The organism is Clostridium vitabionis (genome assembly GCF_015351765.1).
GTDB classification, from domain to species: domain Bacteria; phylum Bacillota; class Clostridia; order Lachnospirales; family Lachnospiraceae; genus Clostridium_R; species Clostridium_R vitabionis.
In genome coordinates this window covers 956,190-978,045 of the sequence record NZ_JADKQA010000001.1, presented here as the reverse complement: position 1 = coordinate 978,045, position 21,856 = coordinate 956,190, and the positions used below count along the sequence as shown (strand labels likewise).

The window sequence follows — 21,856 nt, the reverse complement described above, 5'->3', positions numbered from 1 at the left end:
CATCCGGCAGCCGGGAAGAAGTTCCGGCGCGCCGGGGCGAACAGGGCAAGGTGGCAGAGAGATATGAAGGAACGCATCAATCGCCTGGCAAGGGGGATTATCGATTACGAGAAGCCGGAGATGAGCTGGCAGCCCGAGATGGTGGAGGAGACGGCGCGCGCCGGCTCTGTTTCCGCGCGGGAGATTTTTGTCAGCAGCAGAAACCGGATGAACGTGAAGGGTTTTGTCTATTCCTCCAATCCCAGGGTGAAGGTCTCTAAGGACAACAATTCCTTCGGCGGCCTCCGGTGCCACATTCCCTACGAGGTGGATACTTCCTGGCTTGAACCGGGCAGCCGCATCGAGGGCAGCTTTCATCTGGTGACCAACTGCGGGGAGGTTGAGATCCCCTATGAATTCACCGTGGATTCCGGCGCGCCGGGGGAGAAGATTGCCAGCTTAAAGACCGCGCAGGACTTCTTCCAGGTGGCGGCGAAGGACCAGGAGACGGCGCTGCGCCTGCTGGATTATGAGGATTTCGTGCGGGCGCCCTTTATGCAGGATCTCCATGTGCGCGCCCTCTATGACGGCCTCCGGAACAGCCACGGCAGCCGCCAGAATTTTATGGAAGAATTTCTGATCGCCCTCGGCGTGAAGAAGCCGATCCGCCTGATGACGGATTCTGCGAAGAAGGTATACCATGACCTTGCGGAGCGCACGGAGGACAGCATTGTCATCCGCCGGGATTCCTGGGGATATGTCTCCCTGGATGTTGAGGCGGACGGCGATTTCCTCTACCTCCCGAGAAAAAATCTGACCCAGGCGGACTTTTCCGATGACGCTCTCCGCCTGCCTTTTGTTATTCTCCCGGAGCAGCTGCATACCGGGAAAAACTGCGGTGCCATCCGGATCCATTCCACGCTGCTCGAGACGGTGATCCCGATCGAGGTCATCGCCGGCAGCGGGGCAGACCCGAAAATCCGTGCCTTCCAGAAACAGCTCTCGGACTATATGATGAGCCGCGTGGGTGTGGCAGCCGGGGCGCCGGTGGACATCCACACCACCGGAAAGATGGCCAGGGATCTGGAGAAAATGCGCAGGAACGGAATGTCCCCGGAGCTTGACGAGTTCCTCACGATCGATAAGGACGTCCTCGGCGGCCATCTTCCCGAGGAAGACCGGGTAAAATGGCTGGAAAGTCACGGCTTTGGCGGGGACAGGTGGGACCGTGCCGGAGACCGGATGGCGGCACTTCTCGCCGCCTCGGCGCCTGATGTCTCTGTCCCCGGGGAAAAGGGAAGCACCGGGGAGGCGGGCGGCACCGGGGACGAAGATGTCTGGCTCGGGACTGAGCTCGGGCGAATCAGCCTCACCTATCTGGAGGAGCTTTTCCAGCGCGGCTTACGCAGCCCGTTCCTCTACCGGGCGGCGCTCGGGAGCTTCGAGCTGGATCCCGAACGGCTTCGGAACGCCGGCCTTTTTGAGATCCTGACCCTGAATTACGGGGTGAGGAAGGCGCAGGTGAGCCGGAGCCTCGCCCTGCGCGCCGCGGAGGTTTTCGGGGGCATGCGCAGGTATCAGCCTGTCGCGACCCGCGTCCTCATGGCGCTCTATGAGAAATACCGGGAGGAGGACATCCTGACGGCAGTCCTGGCGCTGCTCATCCGCGGCGGAAAGCGGGAGAGCAGGTATTTCTCCTGGTATGAACGGGGGATCAGTGCCGGGATCAGCCTGACCAGGCTGTATGAATACTACCTGTATGCGCTGCCGAAGGGCTACCGCGGGCTTCTGCCGGAGAAGGTGCTGGTCTATTTTTCACTCTCCCGCGACCTCGATGAGGCAAGCCGGGAGAAGCTGTTCAGCAATATTCTGAATTTCGGTGACAAGGACTCGCCGCTCTACGCGGAATTCGTCCCGATGATGGAGCAGTTTGCCCTGGACGAACTGTTCAAGGGGAGGATCAACAGCCGCCTTGCGGTGATTTACCACAGCATGATCTATGAGGAGCAGATCGACGAAAATCTCGCGAAGACCCTCCCGTCGATCCTCCGCGCGGTCCGGATCGAATGCCGGGTGCCGGAGATGCGCTATGTGGTTGTCGTCCACGAGGAACTGATGCAGGAGGATGCCTATCCGCTGGAAAATGGCCATGCCTACGTTCCCCTGTTTTCTGACCGGGATGTCCTGCTCTTCCAGGACAGTGACGGGAACCGCTACGCGTCTGTGAAGTACGCGAGAACCCCGGCGATGACCGGCGTGGACGGGCTTGTCGATACCTGCTTTGCGATCTATCCGCAGCATACCCAGCTTCTCGTGAACGCCTGCTATGCAGCGGGAAGGAAGGAGGAGCTTACCGGGGACGACGCGGGGAAGCTCGCCCTCGCGGAGAGAACCATGAAGCTGCACCCGCTGTTCCGGGAGAAGATTCTCGAGGTTCTCCTCAAGTTTTATCAAAAGAAGCAGGAGGCGGAGGGGCTCTCCGACACGGAGGCGCTCTACCTCCAGAACCTGAATAAGGACCAGATGGACGCCCGCCAGCGGAATACGGCCTGCGCCATCCTGGCCGCGCGGGGCGATTACCGGGATGCCTGGGCGATGTATACCCGGTATTACCTGGTGAATGTCGAACCGTCCCGGCTCGCGGAGCTTGCCTCCCATGTGATCCTGGACAGCCTCTTTGCCGAGGACAGCCTTATGCTGGATCTCGCCTTCCGGCTGCTTCGGGCAGGGAAAGCGGACAGCGTCATTCTGGACTACCTCTGCGAGCATTATAACGGCACCACGGAGGAAATGTACCAGGTCTTCACGGCGGCGCTCCGGGATCATGTGGAGATGTATGACCTCGAGGAGCGGCTGGTCGCCCAGATGCTGTTTACGGGCAGCACGGCGCGGCTGGACGTGGTCTTCGAGCAATATGCGGCGGGCGGGCAGACGAGCGAGAATGTCGTCCGGGCGTATTTCACGGTGCGCTGCGAGGAGTATTTTTTCAATGGCAGGGACGCAACAGACAAGGTATTCGCCTATCTGGAGCGCGTGGTCGAGAGCGCGCCGGACATGGAGCGCCTTCCGGACATTTACCTGATTGCGCTGTCCAAATATTACTCAACGCTCGCCGACCTGGCCGGGCCGCGCAGGGAGCTGTGCCAGAATATCGTGAACCTCCTCATCCGCGCGGGCAGGGTCTTTGCCTACTTCAAGGATCTCGCCAGGTTCATCATCATCCCGGGCAACATCCTGGACAAGGAGATGATCGAGTACCACGGCTCGAAGGATCGGATTCCTTACCTCAAGGTGCGCATTCTCCCGGAGGAGGAAGAATTCCACGACGAGGTCATGCGCCAGGTGTATTACGGCGTCTATATTCACGAGAAAGTGCTTTTTGAGGGCGAAATCATGGAATACCGCATCGAGGAGGATGACGGCAGGGGCGGGCGGAAGACCGTGAGCTCCGGCAGCGTCTCCTGCCGGGAAGTGCGGACAAGGGCTCCGGGCAACCGCTTTGCCTGCCTCAACGAGATGAGCCTCGCCCTCGAGTTAAAAAATGACTGCGATCTCTGGGACCGCATGGTCGAGTATCTGAAAAAAGAAGCTGCGGTGGCAAAATTATTCCCTCCGCAGTGAGGAATAAAGAGGGAACAAGTTCATGGATGGTTTGGTGGCAGGAATCGATCTCCGCAACAGCCGGACCCATATCTACTGTATGGATCCGGAAAAGGCATGGGTCATTCCGACAGTGATCTGCAAAAATAAGAACAGCGACGACTGGTATGTGGCGGAGGAAGCCTACGAGCACGCCCTGCTGGGGGATGGTGCCATGGAGGATCATCTGCTCACCCAGGTCGTGAAGGACGGGACAGCCACCATCAGCGGCACCCGCTATACAGCCCAGACTCTTCTGGAAATGTTCCTGAAAAAGTGCCTGGAGCTCCCGATGAAGGCACTGGACAAGAAGGAGGTCGCCTCCCTGGTGATCTCCCTCGAGACGCTGGACGTCAGGCTGATGGACAGCCTGATGTACTGCGCGGATTTTCTCGGCATTGACCGCCGTCGGGTCCGCATCGTCGGCCACTCGGAGAGCTTTATCTATTTCGTGATGGTCCAGCAGAGGCAGGTCTGGAGCAACCAGGTGGGCATGTTCGACCTGGAGGATGAAAACCTGCACTACTATGAGATGCGGGTGCAGCGGAATACCGCGAAGATGCACGCCCTCGCCGAGAGTGAGAAGATGGAGGAGGGCTTCCATCTGGATGTCCTGGAAAATGACGCCGGGCGCAAGGTCGGCGACCGGATTCTTACGGCGTGCGCGGACCGGTGCCTCGGAAACCGGCTGTTCTCCGCGATTATCCTGACCGGGCGGGGATTTGATTCCGGCACCGGCTGGGCGCCGGATTTTATGAAAAAGATCTGCGAGCGCCGGAGGGTCTTCACCGATCCCCATGTCTTCGCCCACGGGGCGGCGGTTCTCGCCGCCGATGCCGTGCGGAGGGAAGCGTTCTTTAATTTCGATGTCATCTGTGACGGGCATCTCAGCACCGAGGTCTCCGTGAATATCCTGGACAGGGACAAGGAGAGCCGGCTGGTGCTGGCGAAGGCCGGCTCCCGCTGGTATGAGACCAAGAGGTCGTCCGATTTCATCGTCAAGGGGCCGCTGGAGGTGGAATTTATCCTGGAGCCGCTTGGCGGCGGCCAGAAGCGCACCGTGAAGGTGCCGCTCACCGGATTTCCCAAACGGCCGGACCGGACGACGCGGATCCGGGTGACGATCGGCTTCCTCTCCAGGGCGAAAATGGTTGCCGTGATCCGCGATCTCGGTTTCGGGGAGCTTTTCCCGGCGACGGATACGGTGCTCAGGCAGGAAATCGACCTCTGAGGCGTGGCCGCGCTTCCTGCGGGGCGGATCCCTCCGGCCGGGAGAAGGGTTCCCGGAAAGAGGGAAGACGGATTCCCGGAGGGACGAACTCCCGGAAGGCAGGAGAGACGGGTTCCCGGAAAGGTGGTAGAATGAGTTTGATTCCCGTGGTGGCAGAGCCGGTGCAGCATCCCTATTATGTGGAGCCGCTGGGCGTTCATGTGGGATCCTCCAAGGAGCTCTGCTACGTCATCTATAACAACCCGCTGCTGGTCATGCAGAATTTCGTGAACGACCGCCTGATCGCGTTCATCCGGAACGAGCTCGGGTTAGTGTATCTGGCGGAAAAGCTGGTGTCCTGGAGGAACAGCGGGGAAGATCAGGATGAGCTGCTGATCATCATCCTGAATTTCTGCAACTATTATACGCCGAAGGAGGTCAACCGGTTCCGGCAGCGGATCGAGGCTTACCGGAAGCTGTCAACAACGGAATTTACCAAGGAGACGGCGGACTACTACTTCGGACTCAGGCAGTACGGCACGGCGGTGCAGTACTACGAGAAGATCCTGAACGACTGGCGGGTGAAGTCGCTGACCGACGAATTCACCGCCTCGGTCTGGAACAATATCGGCGCGTCCTATGCCGGAATCTTCTGGTTCGAGAAGGCGATGGATGCCTACGATGCGTCCTACAATTTCCGCAAGGATATGGACACCGTGAAGCGGATCTACCAGCTGACGCTGCTGAATCCCGAGCTCAGGATGAAGGCCAGGTATGATTCCCTGATCACCGAGGAGAGGAAAAATACCTGGAAGAAGGAGCTCTACGACGCGATGCAGGAAGCGGAAAAGAGCCCGGAGGTGGCAAAAGTCAACGCGCTTTTTGAGAAAAAGGATTCCCTCCGCCGCGCGGAGGGAGCGGAGGCAGTGATTTCCCGTTGGAAGCGGGAATACCGGAAGATGCTTTGAGAAAATGAGGTGACCCTATGCGCTGTCGGAATTGCGGAGCGGATGTGGACCCACGGGAGGAGTACTGCCCGGAATGCGGGGCGAGGCTGCGCCCAAGGCGGGGGCCGAACCGTACCCTGGAAGTGGAAAAAATCAGCCGTGAGGAGCTGGAGGCCATGGCGGCCGAGCAGGAATACCGCCACAGGAAGGCCCAGCTCCGCCGGATCGCCAAGCTGATCGGCGTCCTTCTGGCGTTTATGATCTATTTCGGCGGCTTTTATGCCGGATACCGAAAGGTCTTTGGCGACAAGAGCATGAGCGAGGTTTTCGCGAAGTTCGGCATCGTGCGGTCGGCCGCCGGGACGGAGAAGGACGACAGCGCCACTGCGGGCGCGGCGGAGACCGATGCGGCGGCGGAGACTGCCGAGATCATCGGCGGCGGAACCGCGGAGGCGGGGAGCGCGGAGATCATCGGCGGTGGAACCGCGGAGGCGGGGAGCGCGGCACGCTGAGGAAAGAGCCGGCGCCGGGGCGGCGCTATGCGGAAAAGGCGGCCGGTGTTGAGGCTGTAAACCGCGGCATTGACAAATCGGTCATCGGCGGTTAAAATTGCGAAAGTAGAAAAACAAAGGCTGTGAAGGTGCAAGTAGCGCGGAAGTAACCTCAAAGAGAGCGGGGGCCACTGGCTGAGACCCCCCGCAGGCAAGGCTTCCGTGTCGAAATTCCCACCGGAGCCGCGCTGCTGAAGTCTTCTCCGCGAAGATGCGTAGGCGGCGACGCGCCGTGCACGTTACGCATAAGACGAGTGCCTGTCCTTCTGGGCAGGAACCGGGGTGGCACCACGAGATTGTAAATCCCGTCCCCTGTGGCAGAAAAAGCCGCGGAGGGCGGGATTTTTTGCGCAGGGCACGTAACGGGCGCGAGCCCGGAGGGCGATGCGCGAGTTTAGTGCGAGCTGTGCAAAGTTGCTTACGCAGAGCACTTAATCCGGAGACCGCGGAGAAGGAGCAAAGGAGAAAACATGAAAGAAGAACTGCAGAGAATCCGAGAGGAAGCGCTGAACAAAATCGGCGGCGCGGACAAGCTGGACAGGCTGAATGAGATCCGGGTGGCTTACCTCGGCAAGAAGGGTGAGCTGACGGGCATTCTCCGCGGCATGAAGGATGTCGCCCCGGAAGAGCGGCCGAAGGTCGGCCAGCTGGTCAACGACGCGAGAAAAGAGATCGAGGCGGCACTGGAGGAAACGCAGAGGAAGCTGGCGAGGGCCGCCAGGGAGCAGCAGATGAAGTCGGAGAAGATCGACGTAACCCTTCCGGCTAAGCGAGGCGTTCTTGGCCACAGCCATCCGAACACCGTTGCCTTAAAAGAGGTGGAGCGCATTTTCACCGGCATGGGCTACGAGGTCGTGGACGGCCCCGAGGTTGAGTACGACGAGTATAACTTCGAGCGGCTGAACATCCCGAAAGGCCATCCGGCGAGAGATGAGCAGGACACCTTCTACATCAATGACCGGATCCTCCTGCGCAGCCAGACCTCGGGCGTCCAGGTCCGGGTCATGGAGAAGCAGAAGCCGCCAATCCGCATGATTGCCCCGGGGCGCGTGTTCCGCGCTGACGAGGTGGACGCGACACACTCCCCATCCTTCCATCAGGTCGAGGGGCTGGTTGTGGACAAGGGCATCACGATGGCCGACCTCAAGGGCACGCTGGACACCTTCGCGAAGCAGATGTTCGGGCCGGATACCAAGACCAAGCTTCGGCCGCACCATTTCCCGTTCACCGAGCCGAGCGCGGAGGTCGATGTCTCCTGCTTCAAGTGCGGCGGCAAGGGATGCCGGTTCTGCAAGGGCGAGGGCTGGATTGAGATCCTCGGCTGCGGCATGGTTCATCCGCATGTCCTGGAAATGTGCGGGATCGACCCGTCGGTGTATTCCGGCTTTGCCTTCGGCGTGGGCCTCGAGAGGATTGCCCTGCTCAAGTATGAGATCGACGATATGCGTCTTCTCTACGAGAACGACGTCCGCTTCCTGAAACAGTTCTGATCAGAGAAAAAAGGAGATTTTCCATTATGAATACATCACTTTCCTGGATTAAGGCTTATGTCCCGGATCTGGACGTCACCCCGAAGGAATACTGTGACGCCATGACCCTGTCGGGCACAAAGGTGGAGACCTGCACGCTCCTGGACAAGAACCTGGAAAAAATCGTGGTCGGCCAGATCCTCAGCATTGACCCGCATCCGGATGCGGATAAGCTGGTGATCTGCCAGGTCGACGTCGGGACAGAGAAGCTGCAGATCGTGACCGGCGCGGACAATATGCGTGTCGGCGACAAGGTTGCTGTCGTCCTGGACGGCGGCAAGGTCGCGGGCGGCCATGACGGCGGCCCGATGCCGGAGGACGGCATCCGCATAAACGCCGGCAAGCTCCGCGGCGTGGAGTCCTACGGCATGATGTGCTCGATCGAGGAGATGGGCTCCAGCCGGGAATTCTATCCCGAAGCCCCGGTGAGCGGCCTCTATATCTTCCCGCAGGATACACCGGTCGGTGCCGACGCTGTGGAGGTTCTCGGCCTTCATGACGCGGTCATCGAGTACGAGATCACCTCAAACCGCGTGGACTGCTACAGCGTCCTCGGGATCGCCAGGGAGGCGGCGGCGACATTTGACAAGCCGTTCCACCCGCCGGTTGTGGCGAAGACGGGAAATGGCGAGGATATCCACGACTATCTCAAGGTTTCTGTCGAGGACACCAAGCTCTGCAAGCGCTACTGCGCGAGAATGGTGAAGAACATCAAGCTCGGCCCGAGCCCGAAGTGGATGCAGAGAAGGCTTGCCTCCAACGGCATCCGCCCGATCAACAATCTGGTCGATATCACGAACTATATCATGGAGGAATATGGCCAGCCGATGCACGCCTTCGACTACGACCTGATTGCCGGCCATGAGATCATCGTGAAGCGGGCGAAGGACGGCGACAAGTTCCAGACCCTCGACGGCCAGGTCCGCACGCTGGACAGCACGATGCTGATGATCAACGACGCGGAGAAGGAAGTCGGGATCGCCGGCATCATGGGCGGCGAAAATTCCAAGATCACCGACGATGTGAAGACGATGGTGTTTGAGTGCGCCTGCTTTGACGGCACGAACAACCGCCTGACTTCCCGGAAGCTGGGCCTGCGCACCGACGCCTCCGGAAAATACGAGAAGGGAATTGACCCCAATACCGCGGAGGAGGCGGTGAACCGTGCCTGCCAGCTGGTGGAGGAGATGGGCGCCGGCGAGGTCGTCGGCGGCATGATCGATGTCTATCCGGTGAAGGCTGCGGGCAACCGGGTGAAATTCGAGCCCGATAAGATCAACGCACTGCTCGGCACGGACATTTCCCCGGAGACCATGAAGGGATACTTCCGGAAGCTTGACCTTGGCTTCGATGAGGAGACGCAGGAGGTGGTGGTTCCCAGCTGGAGGCAGGATCTCCACTACATGGCGGACCTCGCCGAGGAGGTTGCCCGGTTCTACGGCTATGCCAATATCCCGACGACGCTTCCGGGCAGCCGCACCGCCGGACGTATCCCGTTCGACAAGCGGGTGCAGGATGTCTGCCGGGAAACCGCGGAGTTCTGCGGATTTTCCGAGAGCATGACCTACTCCTTCGAGAGCCCGAAGGTATTCGACAAGCTGCTCATCCCCGCGGACAGCAGCCTCAGGAAGACGGTCACGATCAATAACCCGCTTGGTGAGGACTTCAGCATCATGCGGACACTTCCGCTGAACGGCATGCTGACCAGCCTCTCCACCAACTATAACCGCCGCAATAAGGAAGCGCGACTCTACGAGATGTCCAAGATCTATCTTCCGAAGCAGCTTCCGCTCACGGAGCTCCCGGACGAGAGGGTCCAGGTGATCCTGGGAATGTACGGGGAGAATTTTGATTTCTTCAATATGAAGGGTGTCGTGGAGGAAATCTTCGCGAGACTCGGCATGCGGGAGCTTCCGGAGTATGTCGCCGAGGCGGGGAAGCCGTTCCTGCACCCGGGACGCCAGGCGGAGGTGTTCTACGGCGGAAAGAAGCTGGGCTATCTCGGCGAGCTTCATCCGGATGTCGCGGACAATTATGACCTGGGGACGAAGGTGTATCTCGCGGTGCTCGATGTTCCGACACTCTGTGAATTCGCCTCCTTCGATTATAAGTACACCGGCATCGCCAATTTCCCGGCGGTCACCCGCGACCTCTCCATGCTGGTGAAGAAGGATATCACCGCCGGCGAGGTGGAGAAGATGATTCGCCAGAGAGGCGGCAGGCTTCTGGAATCCCTCGAGCTGTTCGATATCTACGAGGGCGCCCAGGTACTCACCGGCTACAAGTCCATGGCCTACAGCCTGACCTTCCGCGCAAAGGATCACACGCTGGAGGAGAAGGAGATCAGCACCGTCATGAAGAAGATTTTGAACGGGCTTGAGGGCATGGACATCAAGCTGAGAGCGTGACGCATGATTTATCTGGATAACGCGGCGACGACGCGGGTTTCCCCCGAGGTTCTCAGGGAAATGCTTCCGTTCTTCGGGGAAGATTTCGGCAATCCCTCTGCCCTGTACCGGGCAGGCAGGGAGAGCCGGAACGCGCTCAGTGCCGCACGGGAGCGGGTATCCCGCCTGGCCGGCGCCTCCCCGCGGGAGATTTTCTTCACCTCCGGCGGGACGGAGGCGGACAACTGGGCGCTGATATCCGCTTTCCTGGCGCTCCGGGATAAGGGAAACCACATCATCACGACAAAAATCGAGCATCCGGCGGTCCTCAGAACCTGCGAATACCTCGAGAAGACCTGCGGCGCACGGGTGACCTACCTCCCGGTTGACCGGGAGGGCCTCGTCCGCCCGGAGGAGGTTCAGGCGGCGATCAGCCCGGACACGATCCTTGTCTCTGTCATGACGGCGAATAATGAGATCGGCACGCTGGAGCCCATCCGGGAGATCGGAAAGATCACCCGGGATAGGGGCGTCCTCTTTCACACTGACGCGGTCCAGGCGTTCGGGCAGATCCCGCTTGCCGTGGATGAGCTTGGCGTTGATATGATGTCCGCGAGTGCCCATAAGCTCCATGGGCCGAAGGGCGTCGGCTGCCTGTTTATCCGGCGCGGGACGCCGGTTCGGGCATTTCTCCACGGTGGATCCCAGGAGTACAACCGCCGGGCGGGTACGGAAAATGTGCCTGGGATTATCGGTTTCGGGAAGGCTGCGGAGCTCGCCGGGAACCGGCTTGTGCGAAACGACGGCCGGGAAGCGGCGCTCCGCGATCTTCTGATCCATGAGCTGCTGGCGATTCCGGGGGTTTCCCTCAACGGGTCTTCGGTCAGGCGCCTGCCGGGAAATGTCAATGTGAGCTTTTCGGGCATTTCCGCCGAGGCGCTGCTTATCGTCCTCGACCAGAGGGGGATCGCGGCGTCGGCCGGATCCGCCTGCGCGAGCGGCTCGCTCAGCCCGTCCCATGTGCTGACCGCGATCGGCCTTCCGGAGGAGGCGGCACGCAGCACGGTGCGCCTCAGCCTCTCCGATGAAACCACGGAGGAGGAAATCCGTGAGGCTGCAGGGATCATCCGGGAGGAAGTCCTCAGGATGCGGGGCAGGTGAGCATTTTCCCGGAGAACCGGGTTCCGGGGATTACGGAAAGGATTGGAATGGACAAGCAGAAGAAAACCGTTGTCGTCGGCATGTCCGGCGGCGTGGATTCCTCGGTCTGCGCTTATCTTTTGAAGCAGCAGGGCTACCAGGTGATCGGCGTCACAATGCAGATCTGGCAGGACGAGTCGGAGGAACGCCTGGAAAATGAGGGCGGCTGCTGCGGGATCACCGCGGTGGACGACGCCCGCCGGGTGGCGGCGGTGCTGGATATCCCCTATTACGTGATGAACTTCCAGAAGGAATTCCGGGAGAAGGTCATCCGCTATTTCGATGAGGCGTACCTCCACGGAGACACGCCGAACCCCTGCATTGCCTGCAACCGGTATGTCAAGTGGGAGTCCCTCCTGGAGAAGAGTATGGCGATCGGCGCCGACTACATCGCGACCGGCCACTACGCACGGATACGGCAGCTGCCGAATGGGCGCCTCGCGATCGAGAATTCCAGGACCGCGGAGAAGGACCAGACCTACGCGCTCTATAACCTGACGCAGGAACAGCTCTCCCGCACGCTTCTCCCCATCGGGGAGTACACAAAGCCTGAGGTGCGGAAGATTGCCGAGGATGCCGGCCTTCCGGTCGCGCACAAGCACGACAGCCAGGAAATCTGCTTCGTCCCGGACGGCGATTACGCTTCCTTTATCGAGAAGGATACCGGTGTCCGCGTCCCGGAGGGGAATTTTGTCACGGCGGACGGCCGGGTGCTCGGGCGGCACCGCGGAATCACGCACTACACCGTGGGGCAGCGGCGCGGCCTTGACCTTCCGATGGGGCACCGTGTCTTCGTGACCGGGGTTCGCCCGGAGACTAACGAGGTCGTGATCGGGGAGGACAGCGACGTCTGGTCCAGGGAACTCACTGTGGATCACCTGAACTTTATGGGGATTCCCGGCCTCGCGGTCGGAGAGAGCCGGCACTTCCTCGGAAAAATCCGCTATAACCACCGGGGCGATCCCTGCACGGTGACCAGAACCGGCAGGGACACGATCCGCTGCGTGTTCGACCGCCTGGTCCGGGCGGTGACGCCGGGGCAGGCACTTGTCCTCTATGAGGACGACTGGGTTGCCGGCGGGGGGACGATTCGCCGGAGCTGAGCCGGCGGAACCGTCTGCAGACAGTCATTCTGCCGGGATTTGCACGACAGACGCGGAACAGTTTCAAAATCTGCTTGCGCTTTCGCGGCTTCTATGGTATCCTTTTCATGTTTAGCTGGGAGGTGTGAACGTGGTAAAGACGATTATTACGGTGATTTTTGTCATCATCTGCATCTTCCTTTCGGCGGTAATTCTTCTCCAGGAAGGCAAGCAGGCCGGATTGTCCGGCTCGATCAGCGGCATGGCTGAGAGCTACTGGGGGCGCAACAAGAGCCGCAGTATGGAAGGAAAGCTGGAGAAGCTGACAAAGGTTGCGGCATTTTTGTGGATTGTACTTGCGCTTGTACTTGACTTGAAATTCTGGTAATGACGAATGAGAAGGCACTTCCGATTTCCGGCGGTGCCTTTTTTGTTATGCAGAGCACTTAATGATAACCAGCCACTTAACGAGGACAAGCGAAAGCGCAGTCCGAGTTTAGTGGAGTGGCTATCCGCGGAGCGGGGCACGAGCCCAGCGGGCGAAGTGCGAGTTTAGTGCGAGCTATGCAAATTTGCTTTGTCCCGGGAGTGATTATCCGGGGAAAGATGAGAGTGTGTGATGGGAAAAAAGGAAAAGAGCAAAGAGGATAAGAAAGACAGGGATTCCGGGAAGAAATTCTGGGATAAGAAGAAAATCGGAGGCCGGCATAAGAGCCGGACGAAGAAGGCCGCATTTCCCGGGAAGGACGGCGGAGCCCGCGGGAAGGACGGCACCCCTCACGGGAAGGGCGGCAGGACCCGCGAAAGAGCCGATCTGATGCCCGGGAAGGGTAATTCTTCCCGAAAAGAGGAGGATAACCTGCTGGCCGGCACCTTCTGCGCAAATGCCCGCGGGTTCGGCTTTGTCGCCGTGGAAGGCAGGGAGAAGGATCTGTTCATTCCGCCGGATGCCTGCGGCGGTGCCATGAACGGGGACACGGTTGCCGTGCTTTTAACGAGCGAGGATCCGGAGACCGGAAAAGCTGAGGGTAAAATCATCCGTGTGACAGAGAGGGCAGTGACACGGCTCGTCGGGACCTTCGAGCGGGTAAATCATGCCGGCACAGTCGTGCCGGACGACCCGAAGATCGGCTTCGATGTCGTCATCCCGGATAAGGAGACGCTCGGCGCGGTGAGCGGGCATAAGGTTGTCGTGGAAATCACCGGTTACCCGACAGAGGAAGACAAGGTCATCCGCGGACGGGTGACGGAGATCCTTGGCCATGTGGATGATCCCGGCGTGGACATCCTCTCGGTGATCGAGGCGAGAGAGCTGCCGAAGGAATTTCCGGACGATGTCCTCCGGGAAATCCAGGATATCCCGGACAAGGTGTCCGAGGAGGAAATGCGGGGGCGCCTGGACCTCCGCACGCTGCGCACGGTCACCATCGACGGTGACGACACCAAGGATATTGACGACGCGGTATCCCTCACTACCTACCGGGCGGAGGATGGCAGCACGCATTACCGCCTGGGCGTCCACATCGCGGATGTCTCCCACTATGTGCGGGAGGGAAGTCCCCTGGATCAGGAGGCGTACAGCCGGGGCACGAGCATTTACCTGGTAGACCGGGTGATTCCGATGCTGCCCCACAAGCTGTCGAACGGCATCTGTTCGCTGAACGAGGATGAGGACAGGCTGACCCTGAGCTGCCTCATGGAATATGACAGCGAGGGGCGGCTCATCAGCCATGAGATTGCCGAGTCCCTGATCCATTCGGACCGCCGGATGACCTACGCCAAGGTGAACCGCATCCTTGAGGGGGATCCGGAGACCTGCGAGGAGTACCGCGGTTTTGTCGACATGTTCCAGGAAATGCAGCGGCTTTCGCATATCCTCCGTGCGGTGCGCCACCGGAGGGGCGCTGTGGACTTCGACTTCCCGGAGACCAAAATCGTCCTTGATCCAAAAGGGCGCCCGGTGGACATTTACCCCTATGTGCGCGGGGATGCCGAGCGGATGATTGAAGACTTTATGCTGGCGGCAAATGAGACGGTGGCGGAGGAGTACGCTTCCCGGAAGGTGCCGTTCCTCTACCGGATCCATGAGAAGCCGGATGAGGATAAGATTACGGAGCTCGCCTCCTTTGTCCAGACCTTTGGGCTGACGCTCCGGCCGCGCGCCGGCAGGGTGACGCCCAAGCAGATCCAGCAGCTCGTCGAGAGCGCGTCCGGGACGCCCCAGGAAGCGCTGATCAACATGCTTGTGCTGCGCTCCATGCAGCAGGCAAAGTATTCGGAGATGAACAAGGGGCACTTCGGCATCGCGGCGGAGTATTACTGCCACTTTACCTCCCCGATCCGCCGATACCCGGATCTGCAGATCCACCGGATCATTCACGAGACGATCAGCGGGCAAATGACGCCGAAGCGTGTCGCGCACTATGAGAGCCTGCTCCCGGCGGCCGCCGTGCAGACATCGGCGATGGAGCGCCGCGCGGACGACGCCGAACGGGAGACCGATAAGCTGAAGAAGGTTCAGTACATGGAACACCGGATCGGCGAGGAATTCCAGGGAACCGTCAGCGGCGTTACCGGCTGGGGCTTCTACGTCGCCCTGCCGAACACCATCGAGGGCCTTGTCCATGTGAACGACCTGGTGGACGACTACTATATTTTTGACGAGGCGCATTACCGCCTGGTCGGCCGGATGACCGGGCGGGTTTACACCATCGGCCAGCCGGTCAGGGTCCTCGTGACCGGCGTGGACCGGCTGATGAAGACCATCGACTTTATCCCGACGGACAAGCGCTGGGATGAAACAGGAGTGAAAAAGAAAAATGGGAAAAGAAAGCATTAAGCTGGTGGCGAACAACAAAAAAGCCTACCACGATTATTTTATCCTGGAGAAATACGAGACAGGCATCGAACTCTACGGCACGGAGGTCAAATCCATCCGCATGGGCAAGTGCAGCGTCAAGGAGGCCTACATCCACATCGATCACGGGGAGCTCTTCATCGAGGGCATGCACGTGAGCCCCTACGAGAAGGGAAATATTTTCAACAAGGATCCGCTCCGGGTGCGGAAGCTCCTGATGCACAAGAAGGAGATCGTCCGCCTGGAGAGCAAGCTCAAGGAGAAGGGACTGACCCTGGTGCCGCTGCAGGTGTATTTCAAGGGCAGCCTCGTCAAGGTCGAGATCGGCCTGGCCCGCGGCAAAAAGCTCTACGATAAGCGCGCGGACATCGCGAAAAAGGATGCCAAGCGGGAAATGGACCGGGAGTTCAAGGCCAGGAACAGCCGGTAAGGCAGGAGAGGGGCCGCCTGCGGCCGGGGGATAAGCCCTTTACAAATCCTGCGCAGTATTGTATAATATCTTTCACGGCAGACCGGGATAAGCCTGGCCTGCCGGATCAGGCTAAACATTCATTTCGGGGCAGTAACGGTTTCGACAGGGATTGTGAAGCTGGTGAAGCTATCCGCATGCAATGCGTCAAATGGCAAACTTAAATACAAACGCTAACGACAACGAATTAGCTCTTGCTGCTTAATTGCAGCTTGTGTCGGCCCTGAGGCACTCACACCTCGGGAATCCGGCATCGATATGTGAGAAACGATGGCAGGAAGGCTGCGCACTGTCAGGCGTATCAGCAGATACTGAAACCCTGAGGGTGTTTGTTCCCGCGGGGCAGAGGGAATGTTAAACAACAAACTATGATAGTAGAAGAACAGGGGATCGGTTTTTGGACACGAGTTCAACTCTCGTCTGCTCCATTTGTACAGTCTTATACGAACCAAGGAGATTTCCTTTTCTGTGGAGTGCGTACGGCCTTGGGTTTCGGTATTTGATAAGAAGAAACAGCCTGGAAAAAAAGAGAGGTGTGATGCGCACTTCTCTTTTTTTGCATCGTTTTCGCGACTTTTTGCGTCAGCAAAGTGCATGTCGATCTGTGAGGAGGCGCGCCATGAGAAAATTTTCTTTCATTCTGTCGGCGGGGGCACCGGTGCATGCCCGCCCCGCGGGGAAGATGGTGCGGATGGCGAAGAAATTTTCCAGCAGGATCACGCTGACCTGCGGAGGCAGGACGAGCTCATGCAAATGCCTGGTCTCGGTCATGCGCCTGGACATGAGACCGGGGTGCGCGGTGACCGTGCAGGCCGAGGGGCCTGACGAGGAGGAAGCGTACCGGGCGATGAAGAAGTTTATTCTCGAGGATTTTCAGAACGGGGAATTTTGAGGGGAGAAAATGAGCGCACAGCAGAAAACATCCGGGGAGAGAACCACCGCGCAGGCATCCGAGGCGCGGAATGATTTTACCAAGGGCAGCGTGAGCGGGGTGATCCTGAAACTGGCCATCCCGATGACGGTCGCACAGCTGGTCAATGTCCTCTACAACGTGGTGGACCGGATTTACATCGGCCTTCTGCCAAATGACGCGACGCTGTCCCTGACCGGGCTCGGCGTCTGCCTGCCGATCGTTTCCCTGATCATGGGATTTGCGAACCTGTTCGGCATGGGCGGCTCACCGCTCAGCTCGATTGCCCGCGGGCGGGGGGACAATGACGAGGCGGAGAAGATCATGGGCAATTCCTTCGCCATGCTTCTCTATACCGGCGTCGTGCTCACCGCACTGCTCCTTCTGGTGAGGCGGCCGATGCTCTATCTCCTCGGCGCGAGCGAGAATACCTTTCCGTATGCGAATCGCTATCTGACGATCTATGTCCTGGGGACGATCTTCGTCATGCTCGGGCTCGGCATGAACGCCTTCATCGATTCCCAGGGATTTGCCCGGACAGGCATGATGACTGTCATCATCGGGGCGGTGATGAACATTGTGCTCGATCCGCTGTTCATCTTCGTCTTCCACATGGGCGTCTCCGGCGCCGCGCTGGCGACGATTCTCTCGCAGATGGTTTCCGCCGTCTGGATCCTGCGCTTCCTGACCGGGACAAAGACGATTCTCCGCCTGAAGCGCCAGAATATGCACCTGGAAGCGCACCGGTGCCGGCGGATCATTACCCTCGGCTTCTCCGGCTTTGTCATGAGCGCCACGAACAGCCTCGTGGAAATGGTCTGCAACACCACGCTCCAGAGCTGGGGCGGGGATCTCTACGTCGGCGTGATGACTGTCCTCTCCAGCCTCCACGAGATCGCCCTCCAGGCGGTCCGCGGGCTCACACACAGCGCCCAGCCGGTCTTCGGCTTCAACTATGGCGCCGGGGAGTACGGCCGCGTGAAGCGCGGGATCGTCTTCCTGACGATCTCCACGGTGCTCTACGCGCTGCTCGTGTGGTTCCTGATGGTCACCTTCCCGGAATTTTTCATCCGGATTTTCAACCGGGATGAGGCGCTTATTCAGAAGGCAATCCCCGCCCTGCACGTGTATTTCTTCGGATTCTTTATGATGGCCCTGCAGTTTACCGGGCAGTCGGCGGCGGTCGGGCTCGGAAGGTCCGCCCAGGCGATCTTTTTCTCGATTTTCCGGAAGGTGATCATCGTCGTCCCGCTGACCATCCTGCTGCCGAAGCTGGGCTTCGGCGTCATGGGCGTCTTCATCGCGGAGCCGATATCCAACTTTATCGGCGGCGCGGCTAATTATATCACCATGCTGCTTACGATCTGGAGGGATCTCAGCCGGGAGATGAAACCGCGAAGGGTGCAGAGACCGTTGGAATAAGGCATAGAAAATGCACCCGGTTTTCCGGGTGCATTTTCTGCGGCTAAGAGGCCTCAGGAGCTGCTTTCCTCCTCCACGAGCCTCACCGCGTTGTATTTCTTCCGGAGCAGGGGCTTTTCGATCTTCCCTGTCGCATTTCTCGGCACGTCGGCGAAAATGATCCTGCGCGGCCGCTTGTATCGGGGCAGTTTCAGGCAGAACTGGTTCACCTCGTCCTCCGTGAGCGTCATGCCCGGCTTCACCTCGATAACGGCGGTCGCGATCTCGCCGAGCCGCTTGTCCGGGGTGCCGATGACCGCCACGTCCTGGATCCTGTCGTTGCTGCTCAGGAAGTTCTCGATCTGTACCGGGTACAGGTTTTCCCCGCCGGAGATGATGACATCCTTCTTGCGGTCAACCAGATAGTAGAACCCGTCCTCGTCCTGGCGCGCCATATCGCCGGTGTGTAGCCAGCCGTCAACCAGCGTCTCGGCGGTCGCCTCCGGGTCATTGTAATAGCAGACCATGACGCCCGGCCCCTTCACGCAGAGCTCGCCGACCTCGCCCCGGGGAGTCGGATTGCCGTTCGCGTCAACCAGCTTCGCCTGCCAGCCGTAGCCGGGAAGGCCGATCGCGCCGACCTTGTCGATGTGGTCCATGCCGAGATGGATGCATCCGGGGCCGGTCGATTCGGACAGGCCGTAGTTCGTGTCATATTTCTGCCCAGGAAAATACCTCTGCCAGTGCCGGATGAGGCTCGGCGGCACGGGCTGGGCGCCGATGTGCATGAGCCGCCACTGCTTGAGGTTGTAGTCCGACATCTTGAGCTCGCCGGAATCGAGGGCGGTCAGGATATCCTGCGCCCACGGGACGAGCAGCCAGACGATCGTGCAGCCCTCGCGGGAGACCGCCTGGAAAATGGTTTTCGGCTTATTTCCCTGGAGAAGGACAGCACGGCTTCCGGTGTAGAGGGAGCCGAACCAGTGCATTTTTGCGCCGGTGTGGTATAGGGGCGGAATGCAGAGGAAGGTGTCCTTATGCGTGGTCTCGTGGTGGATCGCCTCCATCTTCGCGGACTGCATGAGCGCCGAGTGGCGGAGCAGGATCGCCTTCGGGAAGCCGGTCGTCCCGGAGGAGAAGTAGATCGCCGCGCAGTCGTCGTCCTCGACCAGGACCTTCGGGGCACTGCTCGAGCAGTTGGCGGCGGATTCCTGATAATCCTCGGCAAATGTTGGGCAGGAATTGCCGACGTAGAAGAGAAGATCCTTCTTCCCGAGGTCTTCGGCGATCGCTTCGACCCGGCCGATGAATGTCTCGCCGAAGAAGAGGACGTCGCAGTCCGCTTTCTTCATGCAGTAGCGGATCTCCTCGGCGGTGTAGCGGAAGTTGAGCGGGACGGCGATCGCGCCGGCCTTCAGGATACCGAAATAGATCGGAAGCCATTCGAGGCAGTTCATCAGGAGGATGGCGACCTTCTGCCCTTTCCGGATGCCCTTTTTGACCAGGAGGTTCGCCACGCGGTTCGCCTTCTCATCGAAGACAGACCAGGTGATCTCCCGGCGGTAGTAGTCGGGAGAAGTGGGCTGGATGAGCTCATATTCCTTCCAGGTAACTCTCTGCGGTTCGGTGACTTCCGGGTTGATGACGATGAGCGCCGTCTCATCGCCGTACAATTTGCTGTTACGCTCGAGCAAATCTGTGATCGGCATGGTGCAACCTCCAAAATGTTATCGTGTCGGTAAAATAGGAAATGTTTAAAGCTTTTGTACTTTAATGCATAAAATCAATAACCTCAGATTATCGCGTTTTGCGCGGGGTGTCAAGTGGTTTTCGCCAATTCCACGCGGGATATCACGATTTCTTTTGGCGATTTTTCCAATCCTGTTGCTGAAATCGCGATAAAGTGCTAAAGTGATGTCATGTCTGTGAACAGAACGATGGAGGTATGCGATATGAAACAACTGATGCTGGGCAATAAAGCGGTTGCGCGCGGCCTTTACGAGGCGGGCTGCTGCTTCGTCTCCAGTTATCCCGGAACCCCGAGTACCGAGATCACGGAGGAGGCGGTCAAATATGACGACATTTACTGCGAATGGGCGCCGAACGAGAAGGTAGCCATGGAGGCGGCCTTCGGCGCGTCCCTGGCCGGAAGGCGGTCCTTCTGCGGCATGAAGCATGTCGGGCTCAATGTCGCCTGCGACCCGCTCTTTACGATGTCCTACACGGGCGTGAACGCCGGCCTGGTCATCGGTGTGGCGGACGACGCGGGGATGCACTCCTCCCAGAATGAGCAGGATTCCCGCCATCACGCGATCGCGTCCAAGATCCCGATGCTGGAGCCCTCGGATTCCGCGGAGGCGCTCGCATTTACCAAGCTTGCCTATGAGATTTCCGAGCAGTTCGACACGCCGGTGCTGCTCAAGATGTGCACGCGCGTGTCCCACTCCCAGTCGATCGTGGAACCCGGCGAGCGCGTTCTTCCGCCGAGAAAAGAGTATAGAAAGGATGCGGCGAAGAACGTCATGGTTCCGGCATTTGCCAAGAAAAAGCACCCGGTCGTCGAGGAGCGGATGAAGAAGCTCACCGCGTACGCGGAGGAGACGCCGATCAACCGCGTGGAAATGGGCGGAACCGAGCTCGGCATTATCACGGATTCCACCTCCTATCAGTATGTGAAGGAAGTTTTCGGGGATTCGGTGTCCGTCCTGAAGCTCGGCATGATCAACCCGATGCCGGTGAAGAAGATCCTTGATTTCGCGGCGAAGGTGAAGAAGATCGCGGTGGTGGAGGAGCTTGACCCGATCATCGAGAACCACTGCCGCCAGCTCGGCCTTACCGTATCCGGCAAGGATATCCTGCCGATCACCGGGGAATTTTCCCAGAATATCGTGGCAGCCGCCTTTGGCAGACCTGTGGACAAGGGACCGTCCATCGGGGAGGACATCCCGATGAGGCCGCCGGTGATGTGCTCCGGATGTCCGCACCGGGGGCTGTTCTACACGCTGCACAAGAACCGCTGCGTCGTTCTCGGCGATATCGGCTGCTACACGCTCGGCGCCTCCGCGCCGCTGAACGCGATGGACATGACCCTCTGCATGGGCGCGTCCGTGAGCTCCATCCACGGCTTCAACAAGGCCGGAGACGGGGAAAATGAGCACCGGACTGTTGCGGTCATCGGCGATTCCACCTTCATGCACTCCGGCATGACGGGGCTCGCGAACATCGCCTACAACCAGTCCAATTCCACGGTGATCATTCTGGACAACTCGATCACCGGCATGACCGGTCACCAGCAGAACCCGCTGACCGGCAAGAATATCAAGGGCGACCCGGCGGGGAAGATCAACCTCGAGGCGCTCATCCGGGCGATGGGCATCAACCGCGTCCGCGTTGTGGATCCCTATGATCTTGACGAGTGCGACAAGGCCGTGAAGGAGGAGCTTGCGGCGGATGAGCCGTCGGTCATCATCGCGAGAAGGCCGTGCGCGCTGCTCAAATATGTCCGGCACAACCCGCCGCTCAGGGTCAACGAGGAGAAATGCGTCGGCTGCCATGCCTGCATGCAGATCGGCTGCCCATCCATTTCCTTCCGGGACGGCCACGCCTATGTGGATGAAACCCAGTGCGTCGGCTGCGGCGTCTGCGAGCAGATGTGCCATTTCGATGCTTTTGAGAGTACGGGAAAGGAGTGATTT

General features: G+C 59.5%; 15 protein-coding genes, 1 other RNA gene and 1 other annotated feature. Of the genes, 15 read left to right on the top strand and 1 reads right to left on the bottom strand.

The features are described from left to right. Window positions 1-63 precede the first annotated feature (63 nt). From ISF27_RS04260 to ISF27_RS04195, 14 genes are all read left to right on the top strand, one after another. Window positions 64-3,600 carry a DUF5717 family protein gene (locus tag ISF27_RS04260; RefSeq protein WP_194609389.1) on the top strand — a complete coding sequence of 1,179 codons (3,537 nt, stop codon included), beginning with the start codon at window positions 64-66 and terminating at the stop codon, window positions 3,598-3,600. Window positions 3,601-3,622: 22 nt separating this feature from the next. After that, on the top strand, window positions 3,623-4,849 hold the full coding sequence (locus tag ISF27_RS04255) for a DUF5716 family protein (protein ID WP_194609387.1): 1,227 nt from the start codon (window positions 3,623-3,625) through the stop codon (window positions 4,847-4,849). Between the two features lie 131 nt (window positions 4,850-4,980). Next, entirely contained in the window at window positions 4,981-5,796 is an 816-nt protein-coding gene (locus tag ISF27_RS04250; protein ID WP_194609386.1) for a hypothetical protein, read from the top strand. A gap of 17 nt (window positions 5,797-5,813) precedes the next feature. Next, window positions 5,814-6,287, top strand: a complete 474-nt coding sequence (locus ISF27_RS04245) for a zinc-ribbon domain-containing protein (RefSeq protein WP_194609384.1) — start codon at window positions 5,814-5,816, stop codon at window positions 6,285-6,287. Window positions 6,288-6,400: 113 nt separating this feature from the next. Further along, window positions 6,401-6,642 (top strand) — a binding site (T-box leader). 154 nt (window positions 6,643-6,796) lie between these two features. Further along, window positions 6,797-7,816: a phenylalanine--tRNA ligase subunit alpha gene (pheS, locus tag ISF27_RS04240; RefSeq protein WP_194609382.1), complete on the top strand. Its 1,020-nt coding sequence runs from the start codon at window positions 6,797-6,799 to the stop codon at window positions 7,814-7,816. A gap of 26 nt (window positions 7,817-7,842) precedes the next feature. Further along, the gene (gene pheT / locus ISF27_RS04235; protein ID WP_194609380.1) at window positions 7,843-10,263 is read left to right on the top strand and encodes a phenylalanine--tRNA ligase subunit beta; all 2,421 of its coding nucleotides are present in this window, start codon (window positions 7,843-7,845) and stop codon (window positions 10,261-10,263) included. Between the two features lie 3 nt (window positions 10,264-10,266). Further along, the gene (locus tag ISF27_RS04230; protein WP_194609378.1) at window positions 10,267-11,403 is read left to right on the top strand and encodes a cysteine desulfurase family protein; all 1,137 of its coding nucleotides are present in this window, start codon (window positions 10,267-10,269) and stop codon (window positions 11,401-11,403) included. A 47-nt stretch (window positions 11,404-11,450) separates the two neighbouring features. Beyond that, window positions 11,451-12,545 (top strand): tRNA 2-thiouridine(34) synthase MnmA, encoded by a 1,095-nt coding sequence (gene mnmA, locus ISF27_RS04225; RefSeq protein ID WP_194609376.1) that lies wholly within the window; start codon window positions 11,451-11,453, stop codon window positions 12,543-12,545. A 130-nt stretch (window positions 12,546-12,675) separates the two neighbouring features. After that, window positions 12,676-12,912: a preprotein translocase subunit SecG gene (secG, locus tag ISF27_RS04220; RefSeq protein ID WP_194609374.1), complete on the top strand. Its 237-nt coding sequence runs from the start codon at window positions 12,676-12,678 to the stop codon at window positions 12,910-12,912. 231 nt (window positions 12,913-13,143) lie between these two features. After that, a complete protein-coding gene (rnr, locus tag ISF27_RS04215) occupies window positions 13,144-15,363 on the top strand; it encodes a ribonuclease R (RefSeq protein WP_207727376.1) in 2,220 nt (739 codons plus the stop codon). After that, window positions 15,344-15,811, top strand: coding sequence for an SsrA-binding protein SmpB (gene smpB / locus ISF27_RS04210; protein ID WP_194609372.1), 468 nt, complete (start codon window positions 15,344-15,346; stop codon window positions 15,809-15,811). Before rnr ends, smpB begins: the two co-directional genes overlap by 20 nt. 126 nt (window positions 15,812-15,937) lie before the next feature. After that, window positions 15,938-16,281, top strand: a transfer-messenger RNA (tmRNA) gene (ssrA, locus tag ISF27_RS04205). A 188-nt stretch (window positions 16,282-16,469) separates the two neighbouring features. Continuing rightward, window positions 16,470-16,742 (top strand): HPr family phosphocarrier protein, encoded by a 273-nt coding sequence (locus tag ISF27_RS04200; RefSeq protein WP_194609370.1) that lies wholly within the window; start codon window positions 16,470-16,472, stop codon window positions 16,740-16,742. Window positions 16,743-16,751: 9 nt separating this feature from the next. Continuing rightward, a complete protein-coding gene (locus tag ISF27_RS04195; protein WP_194609368.1) occupies window positions 16,752-18,182 on the top strand; it encodes an MATE family efflux transporter in 1,431 nt (476 codons plus the stop codon). A gap of 53 nt (window positions 18,183-18,235) precedes the next feature. Here ISF27_RS04195 and ISF27_RS04190 read toward each other — a convergent pair whose 3' ends face one another. Continuing rightward, window positions 18,236-19,870: a class I adenylate-forming enzyme family protein gene (locus ISF27_RS04190; RefSeq protein WP_194609366.1), complete on the bottom strand. Its 1,635-nt coding sequence runs from the start codon at window positions 19,868-19,870 to the stop codon at window positions 18,236-18,238. A gap of 243 nt (window positions 19,871-20,113) precedes the next feature. Between ISF27_RS04190 and iorA the strand changes: the two genes are divergently transcribed. Beyond that, window positions 20,114-21,853: an indolepyruvate ferredoxin oxidoreductase subunit alpha gene (gene iorA, locus ISF27_RS04185; RefSeq protein ID WP_194609364.1), complete on the top strand. Its 1,740-nt coding sequence runs from the start codon at window positions 20,114-20,116 to the stop codon at window positions 21,851-21,853. The last annotated feature ends 3 nt before the right edge of the window (window positions 21,854-21,856 follow it).

Coding starts and splice junctions, on each gene's coding strand:
- ISF27_RS04255 (WP_194609387.1), top strand. CDS start 3,623: ATGGATGGTTTGGTGGCAGGAATCGATCTCCGCAACAGCCGGACCCAT.
- mnmA (WP_194609376.1), top strand. CDS start 11,451: ATGGACAAGCAGAAGAAAACCGTTGTCGTCGGCATGTCCGGCGGCGTG.
- ISF27_RS04260 (WP_194609389.1), top strand. CDS start 64: ATGAAGGAACGCATCAATCGCCTGGCAAGGGGGATTATCGATTACGAG.
- ISF27_RS04190 (WP_194609366.1), bottom strand. CDS start 19,870: ATGCCGATCACAGATTTGCTCGAGCGTAACAGCAAATTGTACGGCGAT.
- ISF27_RS04245 (WP_194609384.1), top strand. CDS start 5,814: ATGCGCTGTCGGAATTGCGGAGCGGATGTGGACCCACGGGAGGAGTAC.
- ISF27_RS04230 (WP_194609378.1), top strand. CDS start 10,267: ATGATTTATCTGGATAACGCGGCGACGACGCGGGTTTCCCCCGAGGTT.
- pheS (WP_194609382.1), top strand. CDS start 6,797: ATGAAAGAAGAACTGCAGAGAATCCGAGAGGAAGCGCTGAACAAAATC.
- smpB (WP_194609372.1), top strand. CDS start 15,344: ATGGGAAAAGAAAGCATTAAGCTGGTGGCGAACAACAAAAAAGCCTAC.
- iorA (WP_194609364.1), top strand. CDS start 20,114: ATGAAACAACTGATGCTGGGCAATAAAGCGGTTGCGCGCGGCCTTTAC.
- ISF27_RS04195 (WP_194609368.1), top strand. CDS start 16,752: ATGAGCGCACAGCAGAAAACATCCGGGGAGAGAACCACCGCGCAGGCA.
- ISF27_RS04200 (WP_194609370.1), top strand. CDS start 16,470: ATGAGAAAATTTTCTTTCATTCTGTCGGCGGGGGCACCGGTGCATGCC.
- rnr (WP_207727376.1), top strand. CDS start 13,144: ATGGGAAAAAAGGAAAAGAGCAAAGAGGATAAGAAAGACAGGGATTCC.
- pheT (WP_194609380.1), top strand. CDS start 7,843: ATGAATACATCACTTTCCTGGATTAAGGCTTATGTCCCGGATCTGGAC.
- ISF27_RS04250 (WP_194609386.1), top strand. CDS start 4,981: ATGAGTTTGATTCCCGTGGTGGCAGAGCCGGTGCAGCATCCCTATTAT.